Annotated in this window: 21 protein-coding genes; 10 read left to right on the top strand and 11 right to left on the bottom strand. The window is 63.1% G+C overall.

Going from position 1 to position 20,274, the window contains the following annotated elements; all coding sequences use genetic code 11:
- Nucleotides 1-2 precede the first annotated feature (2 nt).
- Nucleotides 3-854 (bottom strand): STAS domain-containing protein, encoded by an 852-nt coding sequence (locus ACXX81_RS15595; RefSeq protein ID WP_231422101.1) that lies wholly within the window; start codon nucleotides 852-854, stop codon nucleotides 3-5.
- Nucleotides 855-1,020: 166 nt separating this feature from the next.
- On the opposite strand from ACXX81_RS15595, the gene ACXX81_RS15590 reads away from it, so the two are divergent.
- Complete coding sequence (locus ACXX81_RS15590) at nucleotides 1,021-1,923, top strand: LysR family transcriptional regulator (protein ID WP_231422102.1); 903 nt, start codon at nucleotides 1,021-1,023, stop codon at nucleotides 1,921-1,923.
- Here the strand turns inward: ACXX81_RS15590 and ACXX81_RS15585 are convergent.
- Together ACXX81_RS15585 and ACXX81_RS15580 are read right to left on the bottom strand one after the other, a co-directional pair.
- The gene (locus ACXX81_RS15585; RefSeq protein ID WP_458571998.1) at nucleotides 1,915-2,673 is read right to left on the bottom strand and encodes a substrate-binding domain-containing protein; all 759 of its coding nucleotides are present in this window, start codon (nucleotides 2,671-2,673) and stop codon (nucleotides 1,915-1,917) included. The two genes, ACXX81_RS15590 and ACXX81_RS15585, sit on opposite strands and share 9 nt — an antisense overlap.
- Nucleotides 2,673-3,977: an MFS transporter gene (locus tag ACXX81_RS15580; protein ID WP_209989993.1), complete on the bottom strand. Its 1,305-nt coding sequence runs from the start codon at nucleotides 3,975-3,977 to the stop codon at nucleotides 2,673-2,675. The genes ACXX81_RS15585 and ACXX81_RS15580 overlap by 1 nt, the downstream gene beginning before the upstream one ends.
- 304 nt (nucleotides 3,978-4,281) lie before the next feature.
- Here ACXX81_RS15580 and ACXX81_RS15575 point away from each other — a divergent pair, with 304 nt between their 5' ends.
- Nucleotides 4,282-5,205, top strand: a complete 924-nt coding sequence (locus ACXX81_RS15575; RefSeq protein ID WP_003233981.1) for a LysR family transcriptional regulator — start codon at nucleotides 4,282-4,284, stop codon at nucleotides 5,203-5,205.
- Here the strand turns inward: ACXX81_RS15575 and ACXX81_RS15570 are convergent.
- The 4 genes from ACXX81_RS15570 to ACXX81_RS15555 form a co-directional block, all read right to left on the bottom strand.
- Entirely contained in the window at nucleotides 5,202-6,137 is a 936-nt protein-coding gene (locus ACXX81_RS15570) for a LysR family transcriptional regulator (protein WP_209989995.1), read from the bottom strand. The genes ACXX81_RS15575 and ACXX81_RS15570 overlap by 4 nt on opposite strands.
- 137 nt (nucleotides 6,138-6,274) lie before the next feature.
- Nucleotides 6,275-7,462: a cyanate transporter gene (locus ACXX81_RS15565; RefSeq protein WP_209989997.1), complete on the bottom strand. Its 1,188-nt coding sequence runs from the start codon at nucleotides 7,460-7,462 to the stop codon at nucleotides 6,275-6,277.
- 220 nt (nucleotides 7,463-7,682) lie between these two features.
- A complete protein-coding gene (locus ACXX81_RS15560) occupies nucleotides 7,683-8,297 on the bottom strand; it encodes an NAD(P)-dependent oxidoreductase (protein ID WP_458571997.1) in 615 nt (204 codons plus the stop codon).
- A 34-nt stretch (nucleotides 8,298-8,331) separates the two neighbouring features.
- A complete protein-coding gene (locus ACXX81_RS15555) occupies nucleotides 8,332-9,198 on the bottom strand; it encodes an MBL fold metallo-hydrolase (protein WP_458571996.1) in 867 nt (288 codons plus the stop codon).
- A 105-nt stretch (nucleotides 9,199-9,303) separates the two neighbouring features.
- On the opposite strand from ACXX81_RS15555, the gene ACXX81_RS15550 reads away from it, so the two are divergent.
- A complete protein-coding gene (locus ACXX81_RS15550) occupies nucleotides 9,304-10,209 on the top strand; it encodes a LysR family transcriptional regulator (protein ID WP_458571995.1) in 906 nt (301 codons plus the stop codon).
- A gap of 88 nt (nucleotides 10,210-10,297) precedes the next feature.
- A complete protein-coding gene (locus ACXX81_RS15545) occupies nucleotides 10,298-10,474 on the top strand; it encodes a hypothetical protein (protein WP_209990006.1) in 177 nt (58 codons plus the stop codon).
- A gap of 69 nt (nucleotides 10,475-10,543) precedes the next feature.
- Here the strand turns inward: ACXX81_RS15545 and ACXX81_RS15540 are convergent, their stop codons facing one another.
- Nucleotides 10,544-11,410 (bottom strand): helix-turn-helix domain-containing protein, encoded by an 867-nt coding sequence (locus ACXX81_RS15540; protein WP_209990008.1) that lies wholly within the window; start codon nucleotides 11,408-11,410, stop codon nucleotides 10,544-10,546.
- 190 nt (nucleotides 11,411-11,600) lie between these two features.
- Here ACXX81_RS15540 and pobA point away from each other — a divergent pair, with 190 nt between their 5' ends.
- Nucleotides 11,601-12,785 carry a 4-hydroxybenzoate 3-monooxygenase gene (gene pobA / locus ACXX81_RS15535; protein ID WP_458572597.1) on the top strand — a complete coding sequence of 395 codons (1,185 nt, stop codon included), beginning with the start codon at nucleotides 11,601-11,603 and terminating at the stop codon, nucleotides 12,783-12,785.
- A gap of 65 nt (nucleotides 12,786-12,850) precedes the next feature.
- Complete coding sequence (locus tag ACXX81_RS15530; RefSeq protein WP_458571994.1) at nucleotides 12,851-14,368, top strand: MDR family MFS transporter; 1,518 nt, start codon at nucleotides 12,851-12,853, stop codon at nucleotides 14,366-14,368.
- Nucleotides 14,369-14,500: 132 nt separating this feature from the next.
- On the opposite strand, the gene ACXX81_RS15525 is transcribed toward ACXX81_RS15530, so the two are convergent.
- Both ACXX81_RS15525 and ACXX81_RS15520 read right to left on the bottom strand, forming a co-directional pair.
- A complete protein-coding gene (locus tag ACXX81_RS15525; RefSeq protein ID WP_231422113.1) occupies nucleotides 14,501-15,340 on the bottom strand; it encodes a cache domain-containing protein in 840 nt (279 codons plus the stop codon).
- A gap of 50 nt (nucleotides 15,341-15,390) precedes the next feature.
- Entirely contained in the window at nucleotides 15,391-16,164 is a 774-nt protein-coding gene (locus ACXX81_RS15520) for a transporter substrate-binding domain-containing protein (protein WP_458571993.1), read from the bottom strand.
- Nucleotides 16,165-16,304: 140 nt separating this feature from the next.
- On the opposite strand from ACXX81_RS15520, the gene ACXX81_RS15515 reads away from it, so the two are divergent.
- The 4 genes from ACXX81_RS15515 to ACXX81_RS15500 all read left to right on the top strand — a co-directional run bounded on the left by ACXX81_RS15515 (nucleotide 16,305) and on the right by ACXX81_RS15500 (nucleotide 19,490).
- Entirely contained in the window at nucleotides 16,305-16,904 is a 600-nt protein-coding gene (locus tag ACXX81_RS15515) for a class I SAM-dependent methyltransferase (RefSeq protein WP_209990016.1), read from the top strand.
- A 122-nt stretch (nucleotides 16,905-17,026) separates the two neighbouring features.
- Nucleotides 17,027-18,160: a ribonuclease D gene (rnd, locus tag ACXX81_RS15510; RefSeq protein WP_209990019.1), complete on the top strand. Its 1,134-nt coding sequence runs from the start codon at nucleotides 17,027-17,029 to the stop codon at nucleotides 18,158-18,160.
- Nucleotides 18,157-18,450: a YcgL domain-containing protein gene (locus ACXX81_RS15505; RefSeq protein WP_209990023.1), complete on the top strand. Its 294-nt coding sequence runs from the start codon at nucleotides 18,157-18,159 to the stop codon at nucleotides 18,448-18,450. The genes rnd and ACXX81_RS15505 overlap by 4 nt, the downstream gene beginning before the upstream one ends.
- 107 nt (nucleotides 18,451-18,557) lie before the next feature.
- Nucleotides 18,558-19,490, top strand: coding sequence for a D-2-hydroxyacid dehydrogenase (locus tag ACXX81_RS15500; RefSeq protein ID WP_209990025.1), 933 nt, complete (start codon nucleotides 18,558-18,560; stop codon nucleotides 19,488-19,490).
- A 50-nt stretch (nucleotides 19,491-19,540) separates the two neighbouring features.
- Here ACXX81_RS15500 and ACXX81_RS15495 read toward each other — a convergent pair whose 3' ends face one another.
- Nucleotides 19,541-20,125: a nitroreductase family protein gene (locus tag ACXX81_RS15495; protein ID WP_322212949.1), complete on the bottom strand. Its 585-nt coding sequence runs from the start codon at nucleotides 20,123-20,125 to the stop codon at nucleotides 19,541-19,543.
- Nucleotides 20,126-20,274 lie beyond the last annotated feature (149 nt).

Here is a 20,274-nt window from a genome sequence, read left to right as displayed (position 1 = left end):
GCTCAGACTGCCTTGCTGACGTTGACGCCCAGACGCTTGAGGGCCAGCGCCAGAGCGTCGGCCAGGTTGGCCTTGGTCACCACGCCTTGCAGGTCGAGCCCCAGGTGCACGATGGTCTGGGCAATTTGCGGACGCACGCCGCTGATGATGCAGTCGGCGCCCATCAGGCGGATGGCGGTAACGGTCTTGAGCAGGTGCTGGGCCACCAGGGTGTCGACGGTCGGCACGCCGGTGATGTCGATAATGGCGATTTCGGAACCGGTGTCGACGATGCGCTGCAGCAGCGATTCCATCACCACCTGGGTGCGTTGCGAGTCCAGTGTGCCGATCATCGGCAGGGCCAGCACGCCGTCCCACAGCTTGACCACCGGGGTGGACAGCTCGAGCAGTTCTTCCTGCTGACGCTTGATCACCGCTTCACGGGACTTCTGGAACGTGCGGATGGTGTGCATGCCCAGGCCGTCGAGCAGTTCCGACACTTCCCACAGTTGTTCGGCCAGTTGCGCGCCGTCGCTGGCGTATTCGCGCTGCAGCAGGGCGAACACCGGGCCCTTGAGGGCGAAAATGAAGCTGGCGGTCTGCTGGGAATCCTGGCCGATCAGCGCACGGCTGTGGGACAGTTTCTCCAGGAACAGCCGGGTCTGTGCCCAGTTTTCGTGATTGATGTTTTGCGAGCCGCCGTTGTGCAGCGCGTCGGCGAGCAGGTTGAGGAACTCGCCGGTCTGTTGCTTGACGTCGTCCCCCTTGAGGTTGCGTGTGGCGCCCGTGGCCTCCAGGCTGTGCGTCCATTCGTTGAGCAGGTCAATGCGATTGTCTTGCAATGCCTGGACCGTTTTTGCCTGCAGAGTTGCCACGGGTAATCTCCTTTAAGCCATGAATAAAGTGATGGCAATTTATACTAAATTGCATTGCTCGGAACGTTTTTCAGCGAATCCAATGGCAACGCCCAGCCGGGCTGACTGCGCGTGAACCGTGCCTGTAAGGTAGTATCGCGATTCACTCTGAGCCAGCAGTCGACCCGTGATCATCAACTTCGACCTCAACGACCTCCAAGCCTTCCGCGCCGTGGTGGACAAGGGCAGCTTTCGCGGCGCCGCCGAGGCCATCCGCATCTCGCAACCGGCCCTGAGCAGGCGCATCGAAAAACTCGAATCGGCGCTGGACGTGAAGTTGTTCGAGCGCACCACGCGCCGCGTCAGCCTGACCATGGTTGGCCGCGCGTTCCTGCCGCAGGTCGAGCGCATGCTCGACGACCTCGACATCGCGCTGATGGGCATCAGCAATGTCGCCTCCACGCGCATGGGCCACGTGACCATCGCCTGCGTGCCGTCCACGGCGTATTACTTCATGCCCCACGTGATCTCCGAGTTCCACAAGCTGTATCCGAAGATCCGCCTGCGGGTGCTCGATGCCAGTGCGGGTGAGGTGTGCAATGCGGTGGAAAGCGGCGAGGCGGATTTTGGCGTGAGTTTCAGCGGCAGCCTGGCCGATGAGGTGGAGTTCGAGTTGCTGCTGCAGGAGCGCTACGTGCTGGCCTGCCGGCGTGATCACCCGTTGGCCGAACGCGCGAGCGTAAGCTGGGCCGAAGCCTACGAGCACGACTACATCACGGTGGACAAGACCTCGGGCAACCGCTTCCTGCTGGACCAGGCCCTGCGTGGGGTGCGGGTGAAAAAACCGAGCATCTGCGAGACGCACCACGTGACCACGATGATCGGGCTGGTGGAGGCGGGATTGGGCGTGGCGATGGTGCCATCGATTGCGATGCCGGCGTGCGAGCACCCGATTTTGGTGAGTGTGCCGCTGGTGGAACCGCAGGTGATGCGCAACGTGGGCTTGATAAAACGCCGCGGGCGGACATTGCCGCCAGCGGCGCTGGAGTTGGAACGGTTGGTGCGGGAGATGCCGTTTCGGTCAGCGTGATACCGAGTCCAGGCCGGTGGATTGCACCACCGGTTGCGCCTCGGGGGAGGCGAGGAATTTGAGCAGCGCTTTGGCCTCATCCTTGTGTTCGGCGTTGACCGGGATACCGGCCGCAAAGCGCGTTACCGATTGCACGTCTTCCGGCAGCTTGCCAACAAAGGTTACGCCCTTGACCGGCAACAATTCCGCCACCTGCTGCAAGCCCACTTCGTAATCACCCTTGGCCACCTGTTCGGCCACTGGCGCGCGTTCGATCATCGTGCCCTTGGCCGGCATGCCGAGTTTCTTGAACAGCTCTTTCTCGACATACACGCCGCTGGCGCTGTCCGAATAGGCCACGGACTTGGCCTTGCTCAGCACCGCCTTCAGGTCCGCATCGGTGTTGATCACAGGCTTTGCCGCGCCTTCCTTGACCACCAGGCCAATACGCGAGTCCGCCAGTTCCACACGGGAGGCCGGGTCGACCTTGCCCTGTTTGATCAGCTCATCCAGCGCATAGCCGACCATGATCACCACGTCGGCGTGTTCGCCACGGGCCAGGCGGTTGGGAATCGCTTCCGGCGCCTTGCCCATGGACGGGCCGAGGATGGTGTCAAGGGTGTCGCCGCTTTGCTTGGCGTATTGCGGGCCGAGCAATTTGTAGGCAGCGGTGAACCCACCGGAGGTCATCACCTTGAGTTGTTCGGCCTGGGCCGTCAGCGCCAGGGCACTGAGGGCCAGGGCGGTCAGGGTTTTAGCGAAAAACTTCATTACACCGCTCCTTGCATCACTTGCCCGCGGGCGTTGGCGCGACGATAGAGCGCCAGGGTCGAACACAGCGCACACAGCGCGGCAAACATCATCCAGTAGGCCGGCGAGGCCTTGTCGCCGGTGATATGGATAAACCAGGTCGAGATCGCCGGGGTGAACCCGCCGAAGATCGCCGTCGCCAGGCTATAAGCCAGGGAGAAGCCCGCCACGCGCACTTCCACTGGCATGATTTCGGTCAGCGCCGGAATCATCGCGCCGTTGTACATGCCGTAGAGGAAGGAGAACCACAGCAGGGTTTCCAGCATGTGCGCAAAGCTCGGTGCGTTGACCACGTAGGACAGCGCCGGGTAAGCGGTCAGCACAGTCAGCACGGTCATGGCCAGCAGCACCGGCTTGCGGCCGAAGCGATCGCTCAAGGTGCCGCCGATCGGCAGCCAGATAAAGTTGGAGATGGCCACCAGCAAGGTCACCAGCAGGGCGTCCGAGGTGCTCAGTTGCAGCACGGTCTTGCCGAAGGTCGGCGCATACACAGTGATCAGGTAGAACGCGGTGGTGGTCATGGCCACCATCAGCATGCCGCCGATGACCACGGTCCAGTTCTTCACCAGGGTCGCCATCACTTCACGCATGGTCGGGCGGTGCGTGCGGTTGGCGAACTCTTCGGTTTCCTGCAGGTTGCGACGCAGGATGAAGATGAACGGGATGATCACGCAGCCCAGGGCGAACGGAATGCGCCAGCCCCAATCGGCCACCACCGCAGGTTCCATCCACACGTTCAGGCCGTAGCCCAGTGCGGCGGCGACCACGATGGAGATCTGTTGGCTGCCCGACTGCCAGCTGGTGTAGAAACCCTTGCGGCCCGGTGTGGCCATTTCCGACAGGTAAACCGATACACCGCCCAGTTCCGCACCGGCCGAGAAGCCTTGCAGCAGGCGACCCAGCAGCACCAGCAATGGGGCCCACAGGCCAATGGTCTGGTAACCCGGCACCAGCACGATCAACAGCGTGCCGCTGGCCATGATCGACAGGGTCAGGATCAGGCCTTTGCGACGACCCACGTCATCGATATAAGCACCCAAAATAATGGCGCCGAGCGGGCGCATCAGGAAGCCGGCGCCGAATACGGCGAAGGTCATCATTAATGATGCGAACTCATTGGCAGAGGGGAAGAACGCGGCAGCGATGTAGGTGGCGTAGAAGCCAAACAGGAAGAAGTCGAACTGTTCGAGGAAGTTACCCGAAGTAACGCGAAAAACCGCGCCAACTTTCGAGGAGGCAGAGGCGGGCCGGGAAGGGCTTGTCATGGTTTTGTGTCTCCAGCGTTCTTTTTAAAGTGCTTGTTTCGCTTAAGACCCGAGATAGTGGCTGACACATTTAGAAATGATAAGTGACAAATTTGGATAGATTGATGTGCGTTCGCTATCAATCCTCGGCGCCACCCCTAAAGCCCGTTCCCGTCTGGATGTGAGCTTTCGGCGCGTTCTACTGTGCCCACACCTCACCCTGATCATCGGCGGCCCTTGATTCGGGCTGAATGCGCCGCGTACATAGACGCCGGCCCCGGCGCTTTCTACACTGCGGCTTGTCGTGGGGAAGGGGCAGGCGCCGATGAATCGCAATGAATTACGCAAGGCCGATATCAACCTGATGGTGGTCTTCGAAGCGTTGATGCTCGAGCGCAATGTAACGCGGGTGGCCGAGAAGCTGTTTCTTGGCCAGCCGACCATCAGTTCGGCGCTCAACCGTTTGCGCACCTTGTTCAATGACCCGCTGTTCATTCGCGTGGGCCACCGCATGGAGCCCACGGCGCGTGCCGAAGAAATCATCCAGCACCTGTCGCCGGCCCTGGACTCCTTATCGTCGGCCTTGAGCCTGACCCACGATTTCGACCCGTCCATCAGCACCATGACCTTTCGTATCGGCCTGTCCGATGACGTCGAATTCGGCCTGCTGCCGCCGTTGCTGCGCAGCCTGCGCCAGGAGGCGCCGCAGGTGGTGTTTGTGGTGCAGCATGTCGACTACTGGCGCATTCCCGACCTGCTCGCGTCCGGCGACATCACCGTCGGCATCACCCAGACCCGCGGCCTGCCGGCCAATGCCAAGCGCAAGCTGTTGCGCCATATCCACCCGCGCATCCTGCGCGCCGACGCCTCGCAAACGCCGCTGACCCTCGACGAATATTGCGCACGTCCCCATGTGCTGGTGTCCCACACCGCCAACGTGGCAGGGTTTGCCGATGAGTGGCTGGCAGAAATCGGCCGCAAGCGCCAAGTGGTGCTGTCGGTGCCGCAATACAGTGCGCTGCCGGCGCTGCTGGCCGGCACCGACCTGATTGCCAGCCTGCCGGACTACACCGCCGAAGCCATGGCGGTGTCGGGCAAACTGTTCTGCGAGCCGTTTCCGTTTCAGACGCCAACCCTGGACCTGTCCATGGTCTGGCTCAGCCACGTGGACACCGACCCGGCCGAGCGCTGGGTGCGCTCGCGGCTGGAGGCGTTCATGAGCGATCGCGGGTTGGCCGCGCCGCTCTAGAGCAAGCCCTGGTCGGCGCAGGCCTTGACCACTTGTTCGCGAAACCAGCTGTTGGCGCTGTCCTGCGCGCCGGCTTCCTTCCACTGCATATCCAGCGTAAACCCCGGCAAACCGCTCGGCGCCTCGCAGTGGCCGAACACCGTGGCGGGAGCCAGCAGCTTCTGCACGCGGCGCGGCAGGGTAACGATGAAGTCGGTGCCGGTGATCATCTTCAACGCGGCGCTGTAACTGTTGGCGCGCGCGACCACCTGGCGCTTGTGGGCCTGGCGCGCGAGCCAGCCGTCGATCATGTTGGTGGCCGAGGTCCACGGCGTAGGGAACACGTGGCGCCGGGCCACGAAGGCTTGCAGGCTGAACGCCGGCTCCGGCGGCGCCGCGCGTTTGTCGAACACACACACCAGGTCGTCCTCCAGCAGCATCTGGGTCTTGAAGTCCTTGTGTGCGCGATGAAAGTGCGGGCCGAAGCAGATCACCAGGTCCAGGCGCCCGTCGCGCAGGTCGTCGGCGGGAATGTCGGTTTCGAGTCGCTGCACATTGACGATCACCGGCAGGTCGGCGCGGTCGAAGTCCTTCAACAGGCGCGGCAGGATCAATTGCTCGAAGTATTCCGGGGCGCACACGTTGAACGTTACGGCCTTCTGCGCAGGGTCGAACGGCTGGTCGCCGGCGTGGCACAGGTTGATGCTTTCGAGGATCCTCTGCACATGGCCGTACATGGTCGTGGCCTTGGACGTAGGACGCATGCCCGCGCGGGTGTTGATAAACAACTCATCTTCGAAACTGGTGCGCAGTTTCTTCAGGCTGTAGCTCACGGTGGACTGGCTGACGAACAGCGTCTCAGACACGTCGGTAACGCTGCTCTGGTCGTAGACGGCGATAAACACCATCAGGTCCTGCATATCGAGTTTTCTGAGCAAGTTACTGTTTAGCATCGGTTCCGTCCGCTAACCTTCGGTACCGAACTCAGTACACGACAGTGCAAAAGCTTAACGGAACGGTCGTGCCAATAGAAAGTTCTGTAGGGCGTTTCTATGTTTGTCGTGGGACAAATAATGTCCACAACACGACCTCAGCGAATATGTCGGGCGTAGTGCCGTGGATTGAAGCGCGTGACCATCAGCAGCATCACCACGACCACCGCAGTCAGCGACCACCAGGCCCACGTGAAGCTGCCCGAGCGTTCGCGGATCATCCCCGCGAGCAGCGGCGACAGGCCGGCGATCAGGTAACCGATGCCCTGCACGAAGGCGGTGAGGCTGCCGGCACGGCGCGGGTGGTCGAGGTGGTCCATGGCGAGGATCAGGCTCATCGGAAACAGCCCGCCGATGCCCAGGCCGAGCAGGCAAGGCCACAACAGACTCAGGTGCTGAGGCTTGAGGATCAGGCCGCAGAAACCGAGGATGATCAGCACCAGCAGCACCGCGACCACGCCGCGTTTATCCTCGCGACGATTGGCGATGGCCGGGGTGATCAGGCCGGACACCACTTCCATGGCGGTCAGCCAACCCAGGAGCAGCCCGGCGTGCTGTTCGCTCCAGCCCTGCTCGACGTAGTAAGGCGCCAGCCAGGCCAGCACGCAGGTGTAGGAGGCGGTGCCGAGGCCGAAAAACAGCGCCAGCAGCCAGGCCCGGGCGTTGCCGAAAAAACCTCGCTGCGTGTCGGAACCCGCCTGGGGCAGGGCGGGTAGCGCCGCGCGTTGTGCACACCAGGCCAGCACCGCCAGCAGCGCGAGCACGGCCCAGATCGCGAGGCCTGCGCGCCAGCTGCCAGTGTACATTTGCACGAACGGGGACAGCGACGCCGCCAGCGCCGCGCCGCCCATGATTGCAGTGACGTACAACCCCATGAACAGCGAGACATTCGTGCTGAACCGTGACTTGATCAGCGCCGGCATCAGTGCCTGGATCAGCGCAATTCCGATACCGGCGGCCATTGCACTGACAATCAGCTCCAGCGCGGAATCGAGGAACAGCCGCGACAACGTCGCCACGCCAATCAGCAGCAACGACGCGACAACACTGCGGTGCTCGCCAAAGCGCCTGACCAGGCCCATGCCCACGAACATCGCCAGGCCCATGGTCATCACCGGCAGCATGGTCAGTAACGCCGCGTCGCTGAAGCTCAATGGCACATCGGCGCGAATCGACGCCAGCAACGGCCCCACGGCCGCCATCGACGGGCGCAGGTTGAGGGCGATCAGGATCACACTGATCACCAGCCATACGGCGGTGGAGGGTTTCGTCTGCACGTTTTGCATGAGCCTGCCTTGAATGAACTAGGGCGAATCAGGCCACGTGCTGGGGGAGGGCGGCAAATCAGAAAATCACTGGAGCTATTGAAAAACTGCGGCCTGAGCCACCGCCAATCAAAGTGTGGGAGGGGGCTTGCTCCCGATAGCGGTGTGTCAGCCAAAGACGTCTCAACTGACCCGCCGCCATCGGGAGCAAACCCCCTCCCACATGTTTAACCGCGGTGTATCAGTAGCCGACGGTGAAGCGTTGGCGCGAGTGCCTTGGGGTTTCCGCTTCGTCGATCAGTGCAATGGCGTAGTCAGCAAAGCTGATCCAGCTGCGTCCTTCGGCGCTGACCAGCAGCTCATCCTGACCCAGGCGGAATGTACCTGTGCGCGCAGACTCCACGAATTCGGCCGATGGCGACAAAAAGGTCCAGTCCAGCTCTTTCTCCTGGCGCAGCGCTTCCAGAAACTCAGCCCCTGCACTGGCTTCGGCGCGATATTCCTCAGGGAAGCCGGCGCTATCGATCACCCGTCCACCGTCCGGCAGCAGCAGCGAACCGGCGCCGCCGACCACCAGCAGGCGGTGTACTCCGGCCTGTTTCACCGGCCCGATCACGGCGCTGGCGGGCAGGGTGGCGAAGTGCGCGGCGCTGATTACCAGGTCGCTGCCGCTGATGGCCTGTTGCAAGGCCTGTGCGTCGAGTGCGTCCACTCGTTTGACGGTGACGCCTGGCTGCGCGGCGAGTTTTTCGGTGTTGCGCGCAATGGCCACCACGCTGTGCCCGCGCCGCAGCGCCTCTTCCAGCAATTGACTGCCCGCACGGCCAGTGGCCCCGATGATTGCGATCTTGCTCATGATGTTCTCCGGTTCGGTTAAGGATTGAAACGCTTCACCACTTCATTTCGCCCTTGGCGACTTTGGCGCTCAGGTCCAGCGAGCTTTCGTCGGCAAGGTCGGGGTAACGTTTTTTCATCGCCGCGATCAGGCCGGTGGAGTCCTTGGCCTTGGCGGTTTCGAGGTCGAATGCCTTGATGTAGTCAGCGGTAAAGGCCACGGAGGCCAGCGATGGCGTACCCAGGTAATGGCCCGGGACCACGGTGTTCGGCTTCAGGTCCTGAATGCGCTGCAGGGTGGTCAGCCAATCCTTGTGGGACTGCGCGCCCTGGGTGTCGGCCATCCACAGGTGAATGTTTTCGGAGACGACCACCCCGCCCACCACGGCCTTGATCGACGGAATCCACACAAAGCTGCGGTCCGGCTGCGGGCCGTCGAGGCCGATCACCTGCAGTGCCTCGCCCTCAAGCGTCAGGCTATTGCCCTCAAGTACCTGCGGCACGAGGGTCTTGCCCGGCTTGTCGGCGCCCATTTTCGGGCCCCAGAACGCCAGCTTGCCGGCCACGGTCGCCTTGATATGGTCGACCACCGGCTGCGGCGCCACTACCTTGGCGTCCGGGAACGCGGCGGTGAGGGTATCGAGGCCGAAGTAGTAATCCGGGTCACCGTGGCTGATATAGATGGTGGTCAGGTGCTTGCCGCTGGCACGGATCTTCTGCACCAACTGCTCGGCCTGGCCCTTGCCGAATTGGGCGTCCACCAGTATCGCGTCCTTGGCGCCGCTGACCAGCACCGAACTCACCGGGAAAATCGCCGCTTCACCGGGGTCGTACACGTCGAGCTTCAGCTCGGCCGCCGCCGCGTGGGCGGCAAAGGCCAGGGCGGCGGTTACCAGCGTCAAGCGCTTGAAGGTTGAGAACATCGGGCAGCTCCTGCATTCGATAAGGGATGCGCACAGCTTAGTTGCCTGAAACATCACAAAAAATGCCATGCTGGGACATAGTTTGTTTCTAAAAGTGGGCAGATCATGGACCGTCTTCAGGCAATGCGCGTGTTTGTAAGCGTGGTGGAGCTGGGCAGCCAGTCGGCTGCCGCCGATCACCTGGACCTCTCGCGCCCGGTGGTGTCGCGCTACCTGGCCGAACTCGAAGACTTCGTCGGCGCGCGTCTGCTGCATCGCACCACGCGCAAGCTCAGCCTCACCGCCGCCGGCAGTGAAACCCTGCCGCGCTGCCGGCAATTGCTGGAACTGTGCAGCGACATGCAGGCCGCCGTCGGCACGCCGGATGACGCGCCGCGCGGGCTGTTGCGCCTGAGCGTGAGCACCTCGTTCGGCCAGGCGCAATTGGCCGACGCCATCGCCGCCTACGTCAAGCGCTACCCCCTGGTGACCGTCGACCTGCAAATGCTCGACCGCACGGTGAACCTGGTGGACGAGCGCATCGACCTGGCCATCCGCACCAGCAATGACCTGGACCCCAACCTGATCGCCCGGCGCCTCACCGTCTGTCGCTCGGTGGTGTGCGCCACGCCGGCCTATCTGCTTGAGCACCCGGCGCCGCAAAAAGTCGAAGACCTGGCCCTGCACAACTGCCTGACCCACTCCTACTTCGGCAAAAGTCTGTGGCATTTCGAGGAAGGCGGTGAGCACGTCTCGGTGCCCATCACGGGCACGATCACCTCCAACGAGGCCAGCACCCTGCTGCGGGTGACGCTGGCCGGGGCAGGGGTGGCGATGCTGCCCAGCTATCAGGCTGGCGATTACATTCGTCGCGGTGAGCTGGTGCGCCTGCTGCCCGAGGCCGAGCCTCGGCAAATGAACATTTACGCGGTGTACGCCTCGCGCAAACACATGCCGTCGGCGCTGCGCAGCCTGCTGGATTTTCTGGTGGAACGGTTTCCGGAAGAGCCGATCTGGGACATCGGTCTGTAAGTCGACATAAACGGTTTGAATATCGCCCAATAATGGCAACTCGCCCTGGCTGACCTATGCTTCAAACAGTCATCCAGAGGTCTGTGCCATGACCCTCAAAACCAGAAAGTACCTGACGATTTTCGCCCTTTGCGCCCTGGCCAGCGCGCTGTACGGCACGGCGGCCTACCGCGTCGAGCAAACGCGCATGCAGCCAAGCTTTGCGATCAGTTGCCACCAGGATCAATGCGTGCCGCACACCGGCAGTTTCAGTGCCTTGCGCTGATCGCGAGGCACCGAAGATCCAACCTGTGGGAGGTGGCTTGCCCCCTCCCACATGGGGGGCTGCGCCAAGTCAATCCGACTTGAGTTGCTCGCGAAACGCCTTCGGCGAAAACCCTACGCGCCGACGAAACAATCGCGAGAAGTTGGTCGGGTCGGAAAACCCCAGCACGTCCGACATCTCGTTGATCGTCATGCTGGTATAGGTCAGCAGGCGCTTGGCCTCCAGCAACTGGCGGTCGTGCATGATCTGCAACGCCGGCTGCCCGCCCAGTTCGCGGCAGGTGCCATTCAGGTGTGACACCGAGATGCCCAGCTTGTGGGCCAGGTCCTCGATCCTGGGGTGCTCCCGGTAATGCTGCTCGACCAACTGCGTAAAGCGCCGAAAATATTCGCGCCCACGCGGGGCACGCGGGTGGCGACGCTGGATGGCCTGGCGGCTGACCCACACCAGCAGCACGCTGACCACGGCGTGCATCATCATGTCGCGGGCCGGTTGCTCGTTCACGTATTCGTCCTGCAGGCGCACGAACAGGCTGTTGAGGTAGTCGCTGTCCTTGCCGGCCGGGTAGCTGCCCAGGGTCTGCAAGCCGTCGACCGTCGCGCCCAACTGCCCCTGCAAATGGCTGATCAGCGGCGCGGACAACGTCACCACGTAACCTTCCACATCCTCGGCAAACCGAAACCCGTGCACACACAACGGCGGCAGCACCTGCAGGCTCGCTTCGCTGAGGGTGCTGCGCTGGCCTTCGATTTCCAGGTGTGCCTGGCCTTTGTGCACGTAGAGCAACTGGCACAGATCCGCGTGCCGGTGGGGCTGGATTTCCCACTGGTATTCCCGACTACGTCGCGAAATGGTTTCGCAGTGCAGCAAATCGGGGGTAGGCCACTGCAGGCTTTCCCCGTACAGCTTGAAGACTGGAATCGCGGTTTGGCTCATGGTTTCAATCCGATACTCAGGATAGTGGTGCGGTAATCGCCCCGATTGGTAAAAAGCGCAGCCTTTGGCGCAGTTTTCACCTTCTTGTAGCGGCCACTCAAGTGAAAAATGTCAGCAGCACGATCAATGACAACGCTTTCACCCGATCCGTTCGAGGTGGAACTTGCGGGCGATAAAAATAATGAAGACGCTGAAAACCCAAGTCGCCATCATTGGCGCCGGTCCTTCGGGATTGCTGCTGGGCCAGTTGCTGCACAACGCTGGCATCCAGACCCTGATTCTTGAGCGCCAGAGCGCCGACTATGTGCAGGGCCGCATCCGTGCCGGGGTGCTGGAGCAGGGCATGGTCGATCTGCTGCGCGAGGCCGGCGTGAGCCAACGCATGGACGCCGAGGGCCTGGTGCACGATGGCTTCGAACTGGCGCTCAATGGCCGGCTGACCCATATCGACCTCAAGGCACTCACGGGGGGCCAGTCGGTGATGGTCTACGGCCAGACCGAAGTCACCCGCGACCTCATGGCCGCCCGAGCTGCGGTCGGCGCCACCACGCTGTACGAGGCGCGCGACGTGCAGCCCCATGACCTGAAAACCGAGCGACCCTGGCTGAGCTTCGAGCATCAGGGCGAGATGTTTCGCCTGGACTGCGACTACATCGCCGGTTGCGACGGTTTCCACGGGGTGGCGCGGCAATCGATCCCGGCCGAATCGCTGCAGGTGTTCGAACGGGTGTATCCGTTCGGCTGGCTGGGCATGCTCTGCGACACGCCGCCGGTGCACCCGGAGCTGGTGTATGCAAGGCACCCGCGAGGTTTTGCGCTGTGCAGCATGCGCTCGCCAACGCGCAGCCGTTATTACCTGCAGGTACCCGCTGACGAGCCGGTCAGCGACTGGTCGGACGAGCGATTCTGGGCCGAATTGAAAAAACGCCTGCCCACTGAGCTGGCGGAAGCGCTGATTACCGGGCCCTCCCTCGAAAAAAGCGTCGCGCCGCTGCGCAGCTTTGTGGTCGAACCGATGCAGTACGGCCGTCTGTTCCTGCTGGGCGACGCCGCGCACATCGTGCCGCCCACCGGCGCCAAGGGCCTGAACCTGGCGGCCAGTGATGTGAGCACGCTGTATCGCATTCTGCTCAAGGTGTATGGCGAAGGGCGCGTCGACCTGCTGGAGCAATACTCGGCCATCTGCCTGCGCCGGGTGTGGAAAGCCGAGCGGTTTTCCTGGTGGATGACCTCGATGTTGCACCAGTTTCCCGAGGCCGACAGCTTCACTCAACGCATCGCCGAGAGTGAACTGGATTACTTCATCCACTCCCGCGCGGGCCGCCAGACCATCGCGGAAAATTACGTCGGACTTCCTTACGAGACTATCGAATAGCCTGCTATCGTATCGAGCATTCCCGCAGGCCGTCTTTCCTGCGGGCCCTGCTCGAAGGTTCTGCCGTGACTCAGCTCAATCAGCCCGTTCCACCGGTTCCCGCCGTGCGCAGCATCCTCATCGCGTTGATGCTGGCGATCTTTCTCGGCGCGCTCGACCAGACCATCGTCGCCGTGTCGATGCCGGCCATTTCCGCACGGTTCCACGACGTCGACCTGCTGGCCTGGGTGATCTCCGGCTACATGGTGGCGATGACGGTGGCGGTGCCGATCTACGGCAAGCTCGGCGACCTGTACGGGCGCCGCCCGATGATGCTGATCGGCATGGGCCTGTTCACCGTGGCGTCGCTGTTCTGTGGCATGGCGCAAAGCATGGAGCAACTGGTGCTGGCGCGGATTCTTCAGGGCATCGGCGCCGGCGGTATGATCTCGGTGAGCCAGGCGATCATCGGCGACATCATTGCGCCCCGCGAGCGGGGGCGCTACCAGGGCTACTTCAGCAGCATGTATGCGGTGGCCAGCGTGGCCGGCCCGGTGCTGGGCGGGCTGATGACCGAGTACCTGTCGTGGCGCTGGGTGTTCCTGATCAACCTGCCGTTGGGCGCCGGCGCCTGGTACGTGGCCCATCGCACCCTGCGCGGGCTGCCGGCGCCGCAGCGCAAACCGATCATCGATTACCTGGGCACCGTGCTGATGATCATCGGCCTCACCGCGTTGCTGCTGGGCATCACCGAAATCGGCCAGGGCCATGCCATGCGTGACCCGCAGGTGCTGGGCCTGCTGACCTGTGCGCTGGTGGCGCTGTCGGTGTTTGTGTGGCACGAGCGCCGCGCCCCCGAGCCGCTGTTGCCGATGCACCTGTTCGCCAACCGCAGCGCGGTGCTGTGCTGGTGCACGATTTTCATCACCAGCTTCCAGGCGATTTCCCTGACCGTGCTGATGCCGCTGCGTTACCAGACCGTGACCGGTTCCGGCGCCGACAGCGCTGCCCTGCACCTGTTGCCGCTGGCGATGGGCCTGCCGATGGGCGCTTATTGTGCCGGGCGCCTCACCTCGGTGACCGGCCGCTACAAACCGATGATCCTCAGCGGTGCGCTGTTGAGCCCCCTGGCGATCCTCGGCATGGCCTTGAGTGCGCCGCAGGCGGTCGGGATGACGGCGTTGTTCATGGTGCTGTGCGGGATCGCCGCCGGCATGCAGTTTCCTACCTCACTGGTGGGCACGCAGAATTCGGTGGCGCAACGCGACATTGGCGTGGCCACCAGCACCACCAACCTGTTCCGCTCCCTCGGCGGGGCGGTGGGGGTGGCCTGCATGTCGGCGCTGCTGCTGACGCTGTTACAGGATTCCAGCTTCGTCCACATGGCCAGTGGCGCGCTGGCGGCCGAAGGCAGTTCCGGCAGCGTGCTGCTCGACGGCCTCAACGCCGCCCCCGGCCCGGCGCAGGACGCCCTGCGCGCGGAGCTGGCGGTGACGTTCCGGCATTTGCTGATGGTGAGTGCAGCAGTGTCGCTGCTAGGCCTGGCGGCGGCCATTGCGATGCCCAATCAGGTGCTGCGCGGCCGCGAAGACAAAGCCGGCTGACTGACCAGCGAAGATCCACAGGTGGGAAGGGGCTTGCTCCCGATAGCAGTGTTTCAGGTAAAGCACCTGTGCCTGACACACCGCCATCGGGAGCAAGCCCCCTCCCACAAGGAACTGCATTTCAGCGCCGGATCATGGGCTGTAATAACCCACCGCCACCATGAAGTGCCCGCTCTTGCGCACATAGGCATGCTTGTTCTCGACCTTGCCGGTCACCGGGTTCTGCCAGCGGTATTTGTATTCGCCCTGGTCCTGCTCGGCCATTATTTTGAGGATGGGCTCGCCCACTGGCCTGCCGTCCGGGTCCTTGACCTTGCTGAAGTCGGTGTTGATCAGCCGCAGGGTGGTGCCATGGGCCACGTAGCGCCGGGTATTGAGGTCGACCACGAACACGTAGAGGTCGTCCTGCAGGAACCCGCCCTGCAACGAGTTGATCGATTTGAGCGTGCCCGCCTCATCCTTCACCAACGCGTTCACCGCCTTGTTGCGCAGCGCCCGCGCCTGCTCCGGGGTGGCCCGTGGCAGGTAATAGCCCACCGCCAGAATGCGCTCGCCCACCCGCTGGTAAAACACATGCTTGTGCTCGACCTTGCCGTCGTTCCAGTTCTGCCAGCGGTAGTCGGCCTGCTGCACGCCCTGGTTTTCCGGCACCTTGAGCGCGTCCTTGAACGACTGGCGCAACTCCGGGCCCAGCACTTCGGACACATCACGGCCAATCAACGCCGAGGACGGGCCGCCACTGGCCAGCAGTACGCCTTTAGTGTCGACCACGAACACATAACGGTCGTGGTCGACAAACTCCCCTTGGCGGCTGAATGCCGCGAGGGCCTTGTCACCATTGCTCTGATAGTAGGCCAGGGCTTTTTGCAGCAACGCCTTGGCCGCCTCGGCGTCTTCTTCCTGCGCCGTCGCGGCATGCACCTGGCTGGCGCAGATCAGCAGCAGCCAGGTGATTCGCAGCAATGCCTTCATGTTTCATCCCTCTTTATTATTGATGTGACAGCAGCGTAGACGGACTTGGCTCAGGGCGCCGCCAGCCATTGGTTGACGATGCCGTCGTACACCCCGGTCGCCACGCTCAGGTGCAGCCATTGGTCGACATAGCTTTTCCACGCCACATCATCGCGCGGCAGCAGGAAGGCTTTCTGGCTGTATTGCATCTGCCGCTCGGGGTTGACCGCGCACAGTCCGGGCTTGAGCTTTTGCTGGTAGCGCGCCTCGCTGGCGTCGGTGATCATCACGTCGGCCTTGCCGGCCAGCAGTTCGTCAAAGATCGTCACGTTGTCATGCAGGCGGATCTGCGCCTGGGCAAGGTGGGCGCGGGCGAACACCTCGTTGGTGCCGCCTGCCGGCTCGATCACCCGCACCTGCGGCTGGTTGATCTGCTCCACGGTCTGGTAGCGCTGAACATCGGCGCACCGCACCAGCGGGATCTTGCCGTCGACGCCGAGGGGTTCGCTGAAGAAGGCTTTTTTCTGGCGCTCCAGCGACACCGAAATACCGCCCACGGCGATGTCGCAGCGTTGCGCGAGAAAATCCGGCATCAGGGTTTTCCAGGTGGTGGGCACCCAGTTGATCTTCGCGTTGAGGCTCTGGGCCAGGGACTCGGCCATGGCAATGTCGATGCCTTCATAGCTGCCGTCGGCGCGCAACGAGCTGTAGGGCTTGTAGTCGCCGGTGGTGCACACGTTGAGCGTGCCGCGCTGGATCACCTCATCGAGGCGTGACGGGGCGGGGTCGGCCAGGGCGGTGGTTGCCGAGCACGCCAGTACACACAGGGCCAGGGAAGCTTTCATGGGGGCGGGTCCTTGGGGCAGTTTTTTTGTAGGCGCGAGCATTGACGCGACGCCTGCGGCTTTCAACCTTTTTTTCACGTTGCACTGGTTAAGCTGTCCACCAAGGTCGTTCACTTCCGTTCCACCCTGATGAGCCCATGATGTCGCCACAACCTCCATCCTCCATCGAGATTGACTTCGCCGAGCGCTATGACCAGGAGCACGCGCGGGTCTGCGGCGACCCGCATCCGCCCAGGCTGCGGCGGCGCCTGGCGATGTGGCGCGACGAATGGCTGGTGCGCCAGGCCCTGAAAGTGGCCGGCGAACCGGGCCTGATCCTCGACCTGGCCTGCGGTTCGGGGCGATTCTGGCCGGTGCTGGGCGAGCACATCAACCGCGTGATCCTCGCCTCGGACAACTCCCAGGACATGCTCGACCACGCGCTTACCCACCACCCGGCGGCATTGCTCAAGCGGGTCAAGACCTTCCAGGGATCAGCGTTTTCCATCGGCTTGTCGGCGAATGCAGTGGACTGCATTTTCTGCCTGGAGTTGTTTCGTCATGTGCCCAGCGCAGAAGGGCGTCTGGCGTTGCTGCGCGAGTTTCACCGGGTCAGCCGCGACACCGTGATTGTCTCCGTGCCCTCACGTACCTTCGTGGAAGGCGAATTTCGCCAGGCAGGCTTCAAGGTCCTGAAACATCAGGAATTCATGCCGGGCTCCCGGCTTTGGCGGGTTTACGTACTGCGTAAGAGGGGATAACTCCCGCCTGTCGGACTATTCTTCAGTGCCTGTCCGAGTTTTCATGATTGCCTGTGCACTGCGAATGCTCGCAAGGCCCTTTCGCGATATATACTGCGCGCCATTCTTCAAGGGAGAGCCGTGTGGCCATCGATATTCACTGGATCTGCGACAACGATAGCCTCGGCCAGCATTGCGCCGAATGGCAGCAGTTGCCATTCGTCGCCCTCGACACCGAATTCATGCGGGTCGACACCTTTTATCCCATCGCCGGGCTGATCCAGATCGGTGATGGCGTACGCGCTTACCTGATCGACCCCCTGACCATCGACAACTGGCAACCCCTGGCCGCGCTGCTGGAAAATCCGGCGGTGATCAAGGTGGTACACGCCTGCAGCGAAGACCTTGAAGTACTGCTGCGCCTGACCGGCAGCCTGCCGGTGCCGTTGTTCGACACTCAGTTGGCGGCCGCCTACCTGAACCTCGGCTTCTCCATGGGCTATTCGCGCCTGGTGCAGGCCGTGCTCGATATCGAGCTGCCCAAGGGCGAGACCCGCTCGGACTGGCTGCAGCGGCCATTGTCCGACACGCAGGTGAGCTACGCCGCCGAAGATGCGGTGCACCTGGCCGAGGTCTACATCCGCCTGCGTCCGCAGTTGTCCGACGATAAATACGCCTGGGTGCTGGAAGACGGTGCCGAACTGGTGGCCAACCTGCGCCGCGAGATCGACCCCTACGAGCTGTACCGCGATGCCAAGCTGGCGTGGAAACTGTCCCGCGCGCAACTGGCCGTGCTGCGTGAACTGTGCGCCTGGCGCGAGCAGCAGGCGCGGGCCCGCGACTTGCCGCGCAACCGCATCATTCGCGAACACTCGCTGTGGCCGTTGGCCAAATCCCAGCCGGACAATCTGGTCGCGCTGGGCAAGATCGAAGACATGCACCCGCGCACCGTGCGCCAGGACGGTCCGTTCCTGCTCGACCTGATCAAGCGCGCCGCCAGCGTGCCCATGGACCAATGGCCACCGGCCGTGGCCGAGCCGCTGCCGGTGGACGCCGCCGCGCTGATCAAGCAGTTGCGCGCCCTCGGCCAGGCCGAAGCCGAACGCCTGGACATGGCGCCGGAGCTGATGCTGCGCAAGAAAACCCTCGAAGCCCTGGTCAAGAGTGGCTACCCCGATGGGCCTTATACATTGCCCGACTCGCTGCGTGGCTGGCGCCGCGCGTTGATGGGCCAGGCGCTGCTCGACAGCCTGGCCTCTGCCGGAGAACAGCCTTGAAACGTATTTGCTCCATCTACCGCAGCCTGAAAAAAGACGGCATGTACCTCTACGTGCTCAAAAGCGATGCCCTCGAGCGCGTGCCCGAGCCCCTGATGGCCGCCTTCGGCAAGCCGCACCACGCCTTCGACATGGTGCTGAGCCCGGAGCGCAAGCTGTCGCGCGAAGACATCCTGGTGGTCCTGGAAAACCTCGACAAGCAGGGCTACCACCTGCAAATGCCGCCGGCCGAGGACGAGTACATCGAACACTTGCCCGAAGAGCTGCTGCGCCGCAACGACCCGATGTGATCGGTGGGTGCCCTGCCGGGGCACTTTCTTCAACGCAATCGTAATGAGTGGGCGGTGGCCGCAAGGATGCGGGCGGCCGTCTGCACTGTTTTTGAAAGGTTTTAACCATGCGTGTTCTGATTGCTGAACAGGATCACCCGCTCTACGCCCAACTGCTGCGCGACGCCGCGCCGGACCTTGAGGTACTGACCAGCGGCGACTCGGCCGAACTCTCGCGCCTGGCCGCCGATTGCCCGGTATGGCTGGGCCAGCCGGACCTGCTGGCGACCCTGCTGCGCCAGGGGCATCAGCCGCAGTGGCTGCAATCGACCTGGGCCGGCATCACGCCGCTGCTGGCCGACGGCCTGCCGCGCGGCTATCGCCTGACCCGTGCGGTGGGCATCTTTGGCCAGGTCATGGCCGAGTTCGTGCTCACCTATATGCTGGGCCACGAGCGTGAAGTGCTGGCGCGTCTGGTCAGCCAGGTGGAGCGCAAGTGGGACAATCGCACCGGCCAGAGCCTGGCGGGGCGCACGGCGCTGATCGTCGGCACCGGCGATATCGGCCAGCGTGTTGCCGAGTTCCTGGTGCCGTTCGGTGTGAAGCTGTACGGCATCGCCAGCACCGCGCGGGAGCAGGCGCCGTTCGTTGAAGTGGCCGCGCTTGATCAACTGGAGCGGCTGGTGGGGGAGGCGGACTACGTGATCAACCTGCTGCCCAACACGGCGCAAACCCACGACCTGTATAACGCGGCGCTGTTCAAGCAGTTCAAACCGACGGGCGTGTTCATGAACGTCGGGCGCGGCGTGGCGGTGGTCGACGCCGACCTGGTCGAGGCGCTGAAAGAAGGGCACCTGGCCGGCGCGGTGATCGATGTGTGTCGCCAGGAGCCGCTGCCGCAACGCCATCCGTTCTGGACCGCGTGGGGCCTGCTGCTGACCGGGCACAGCTCGGCGCCGACCTCGCCGTCGATGATGGTGGATTTGTTTGTGCAGAACCTGCGCGCGTATCAGGCCCGTGAAGCCCTGCGCGGTGAAGTGGACTTCGAACGCGGTTATTGACCCATCGCCAATGTGGGGAAAGTGCCTCCCCACATTGGCTGCCCGCCTGTTTACAGGCTGAAGTCGCCTTCGGACACTAATTCGCTCAACGGCTTGCGCGGGCTCGGCACTTCACGGCCCTGCAGGTAGTCCGGCAGGGTCGATTTGTCGCCCAGCTTGCCCACGGCCACCGCCGCGTGCAGCGCGTAACCCTCGGGAATCTTCAGTTCCTTGCGGGTCAATGCCTGATCGAAACCGGCCATGCCATGGGTATGCCAGCCGCTGAGGCTGGCTTGCAGCGCCAGGTGGCCCCAGGCGGAACCCGTGTCGAAGGTGTGCCACAGCGCCGGAGTTTCCTCGCTGGCGCCGGGCGCAATGAAGTCGGTTTTCGAGGCGATGATCACCAACGCCGACGCATGCTGCGCCCAGTTACGGTTGAATTCGTTGAGCAGGCCCAGGTAACGCTCCCAGTCCGGCGTGTCACGGCGCGCGTAGAGAAAGCGCCAGGGTTGCGAGTTGTACGCGGACGGCGCCCAGCGAGCTGCTTCGAAGAAACTCAGCAAGGTCTCCTGTGGAATGCTTTCGCCGGTGAAGGCGCGGGGCGACCAGCGCTCGGTGAACTGCGGGTGGATCGGGTAATCGGCAACACGTGTCATGGGGGCTCCTGATCGTCAATGTGGCGCTCAACGCTACTGCGCACTCGCCGGCCTGACAAGCTTTGTAACACCGCCAGTCGCCAGCGCTTGGTTCCAGGCGGCTTGGGCACTAGACTGGCGGCCTTTTCACCTACCGATACCGATGCAGA

This window comes from Pseudomonas sp. GNP013 (assembly GCF_054343995.1).
The sequence above is the reverse complement of the archived record's forward strand: the minus strand, read 5'-3'. Positions and strand labels throughout refer to the sequence as shown.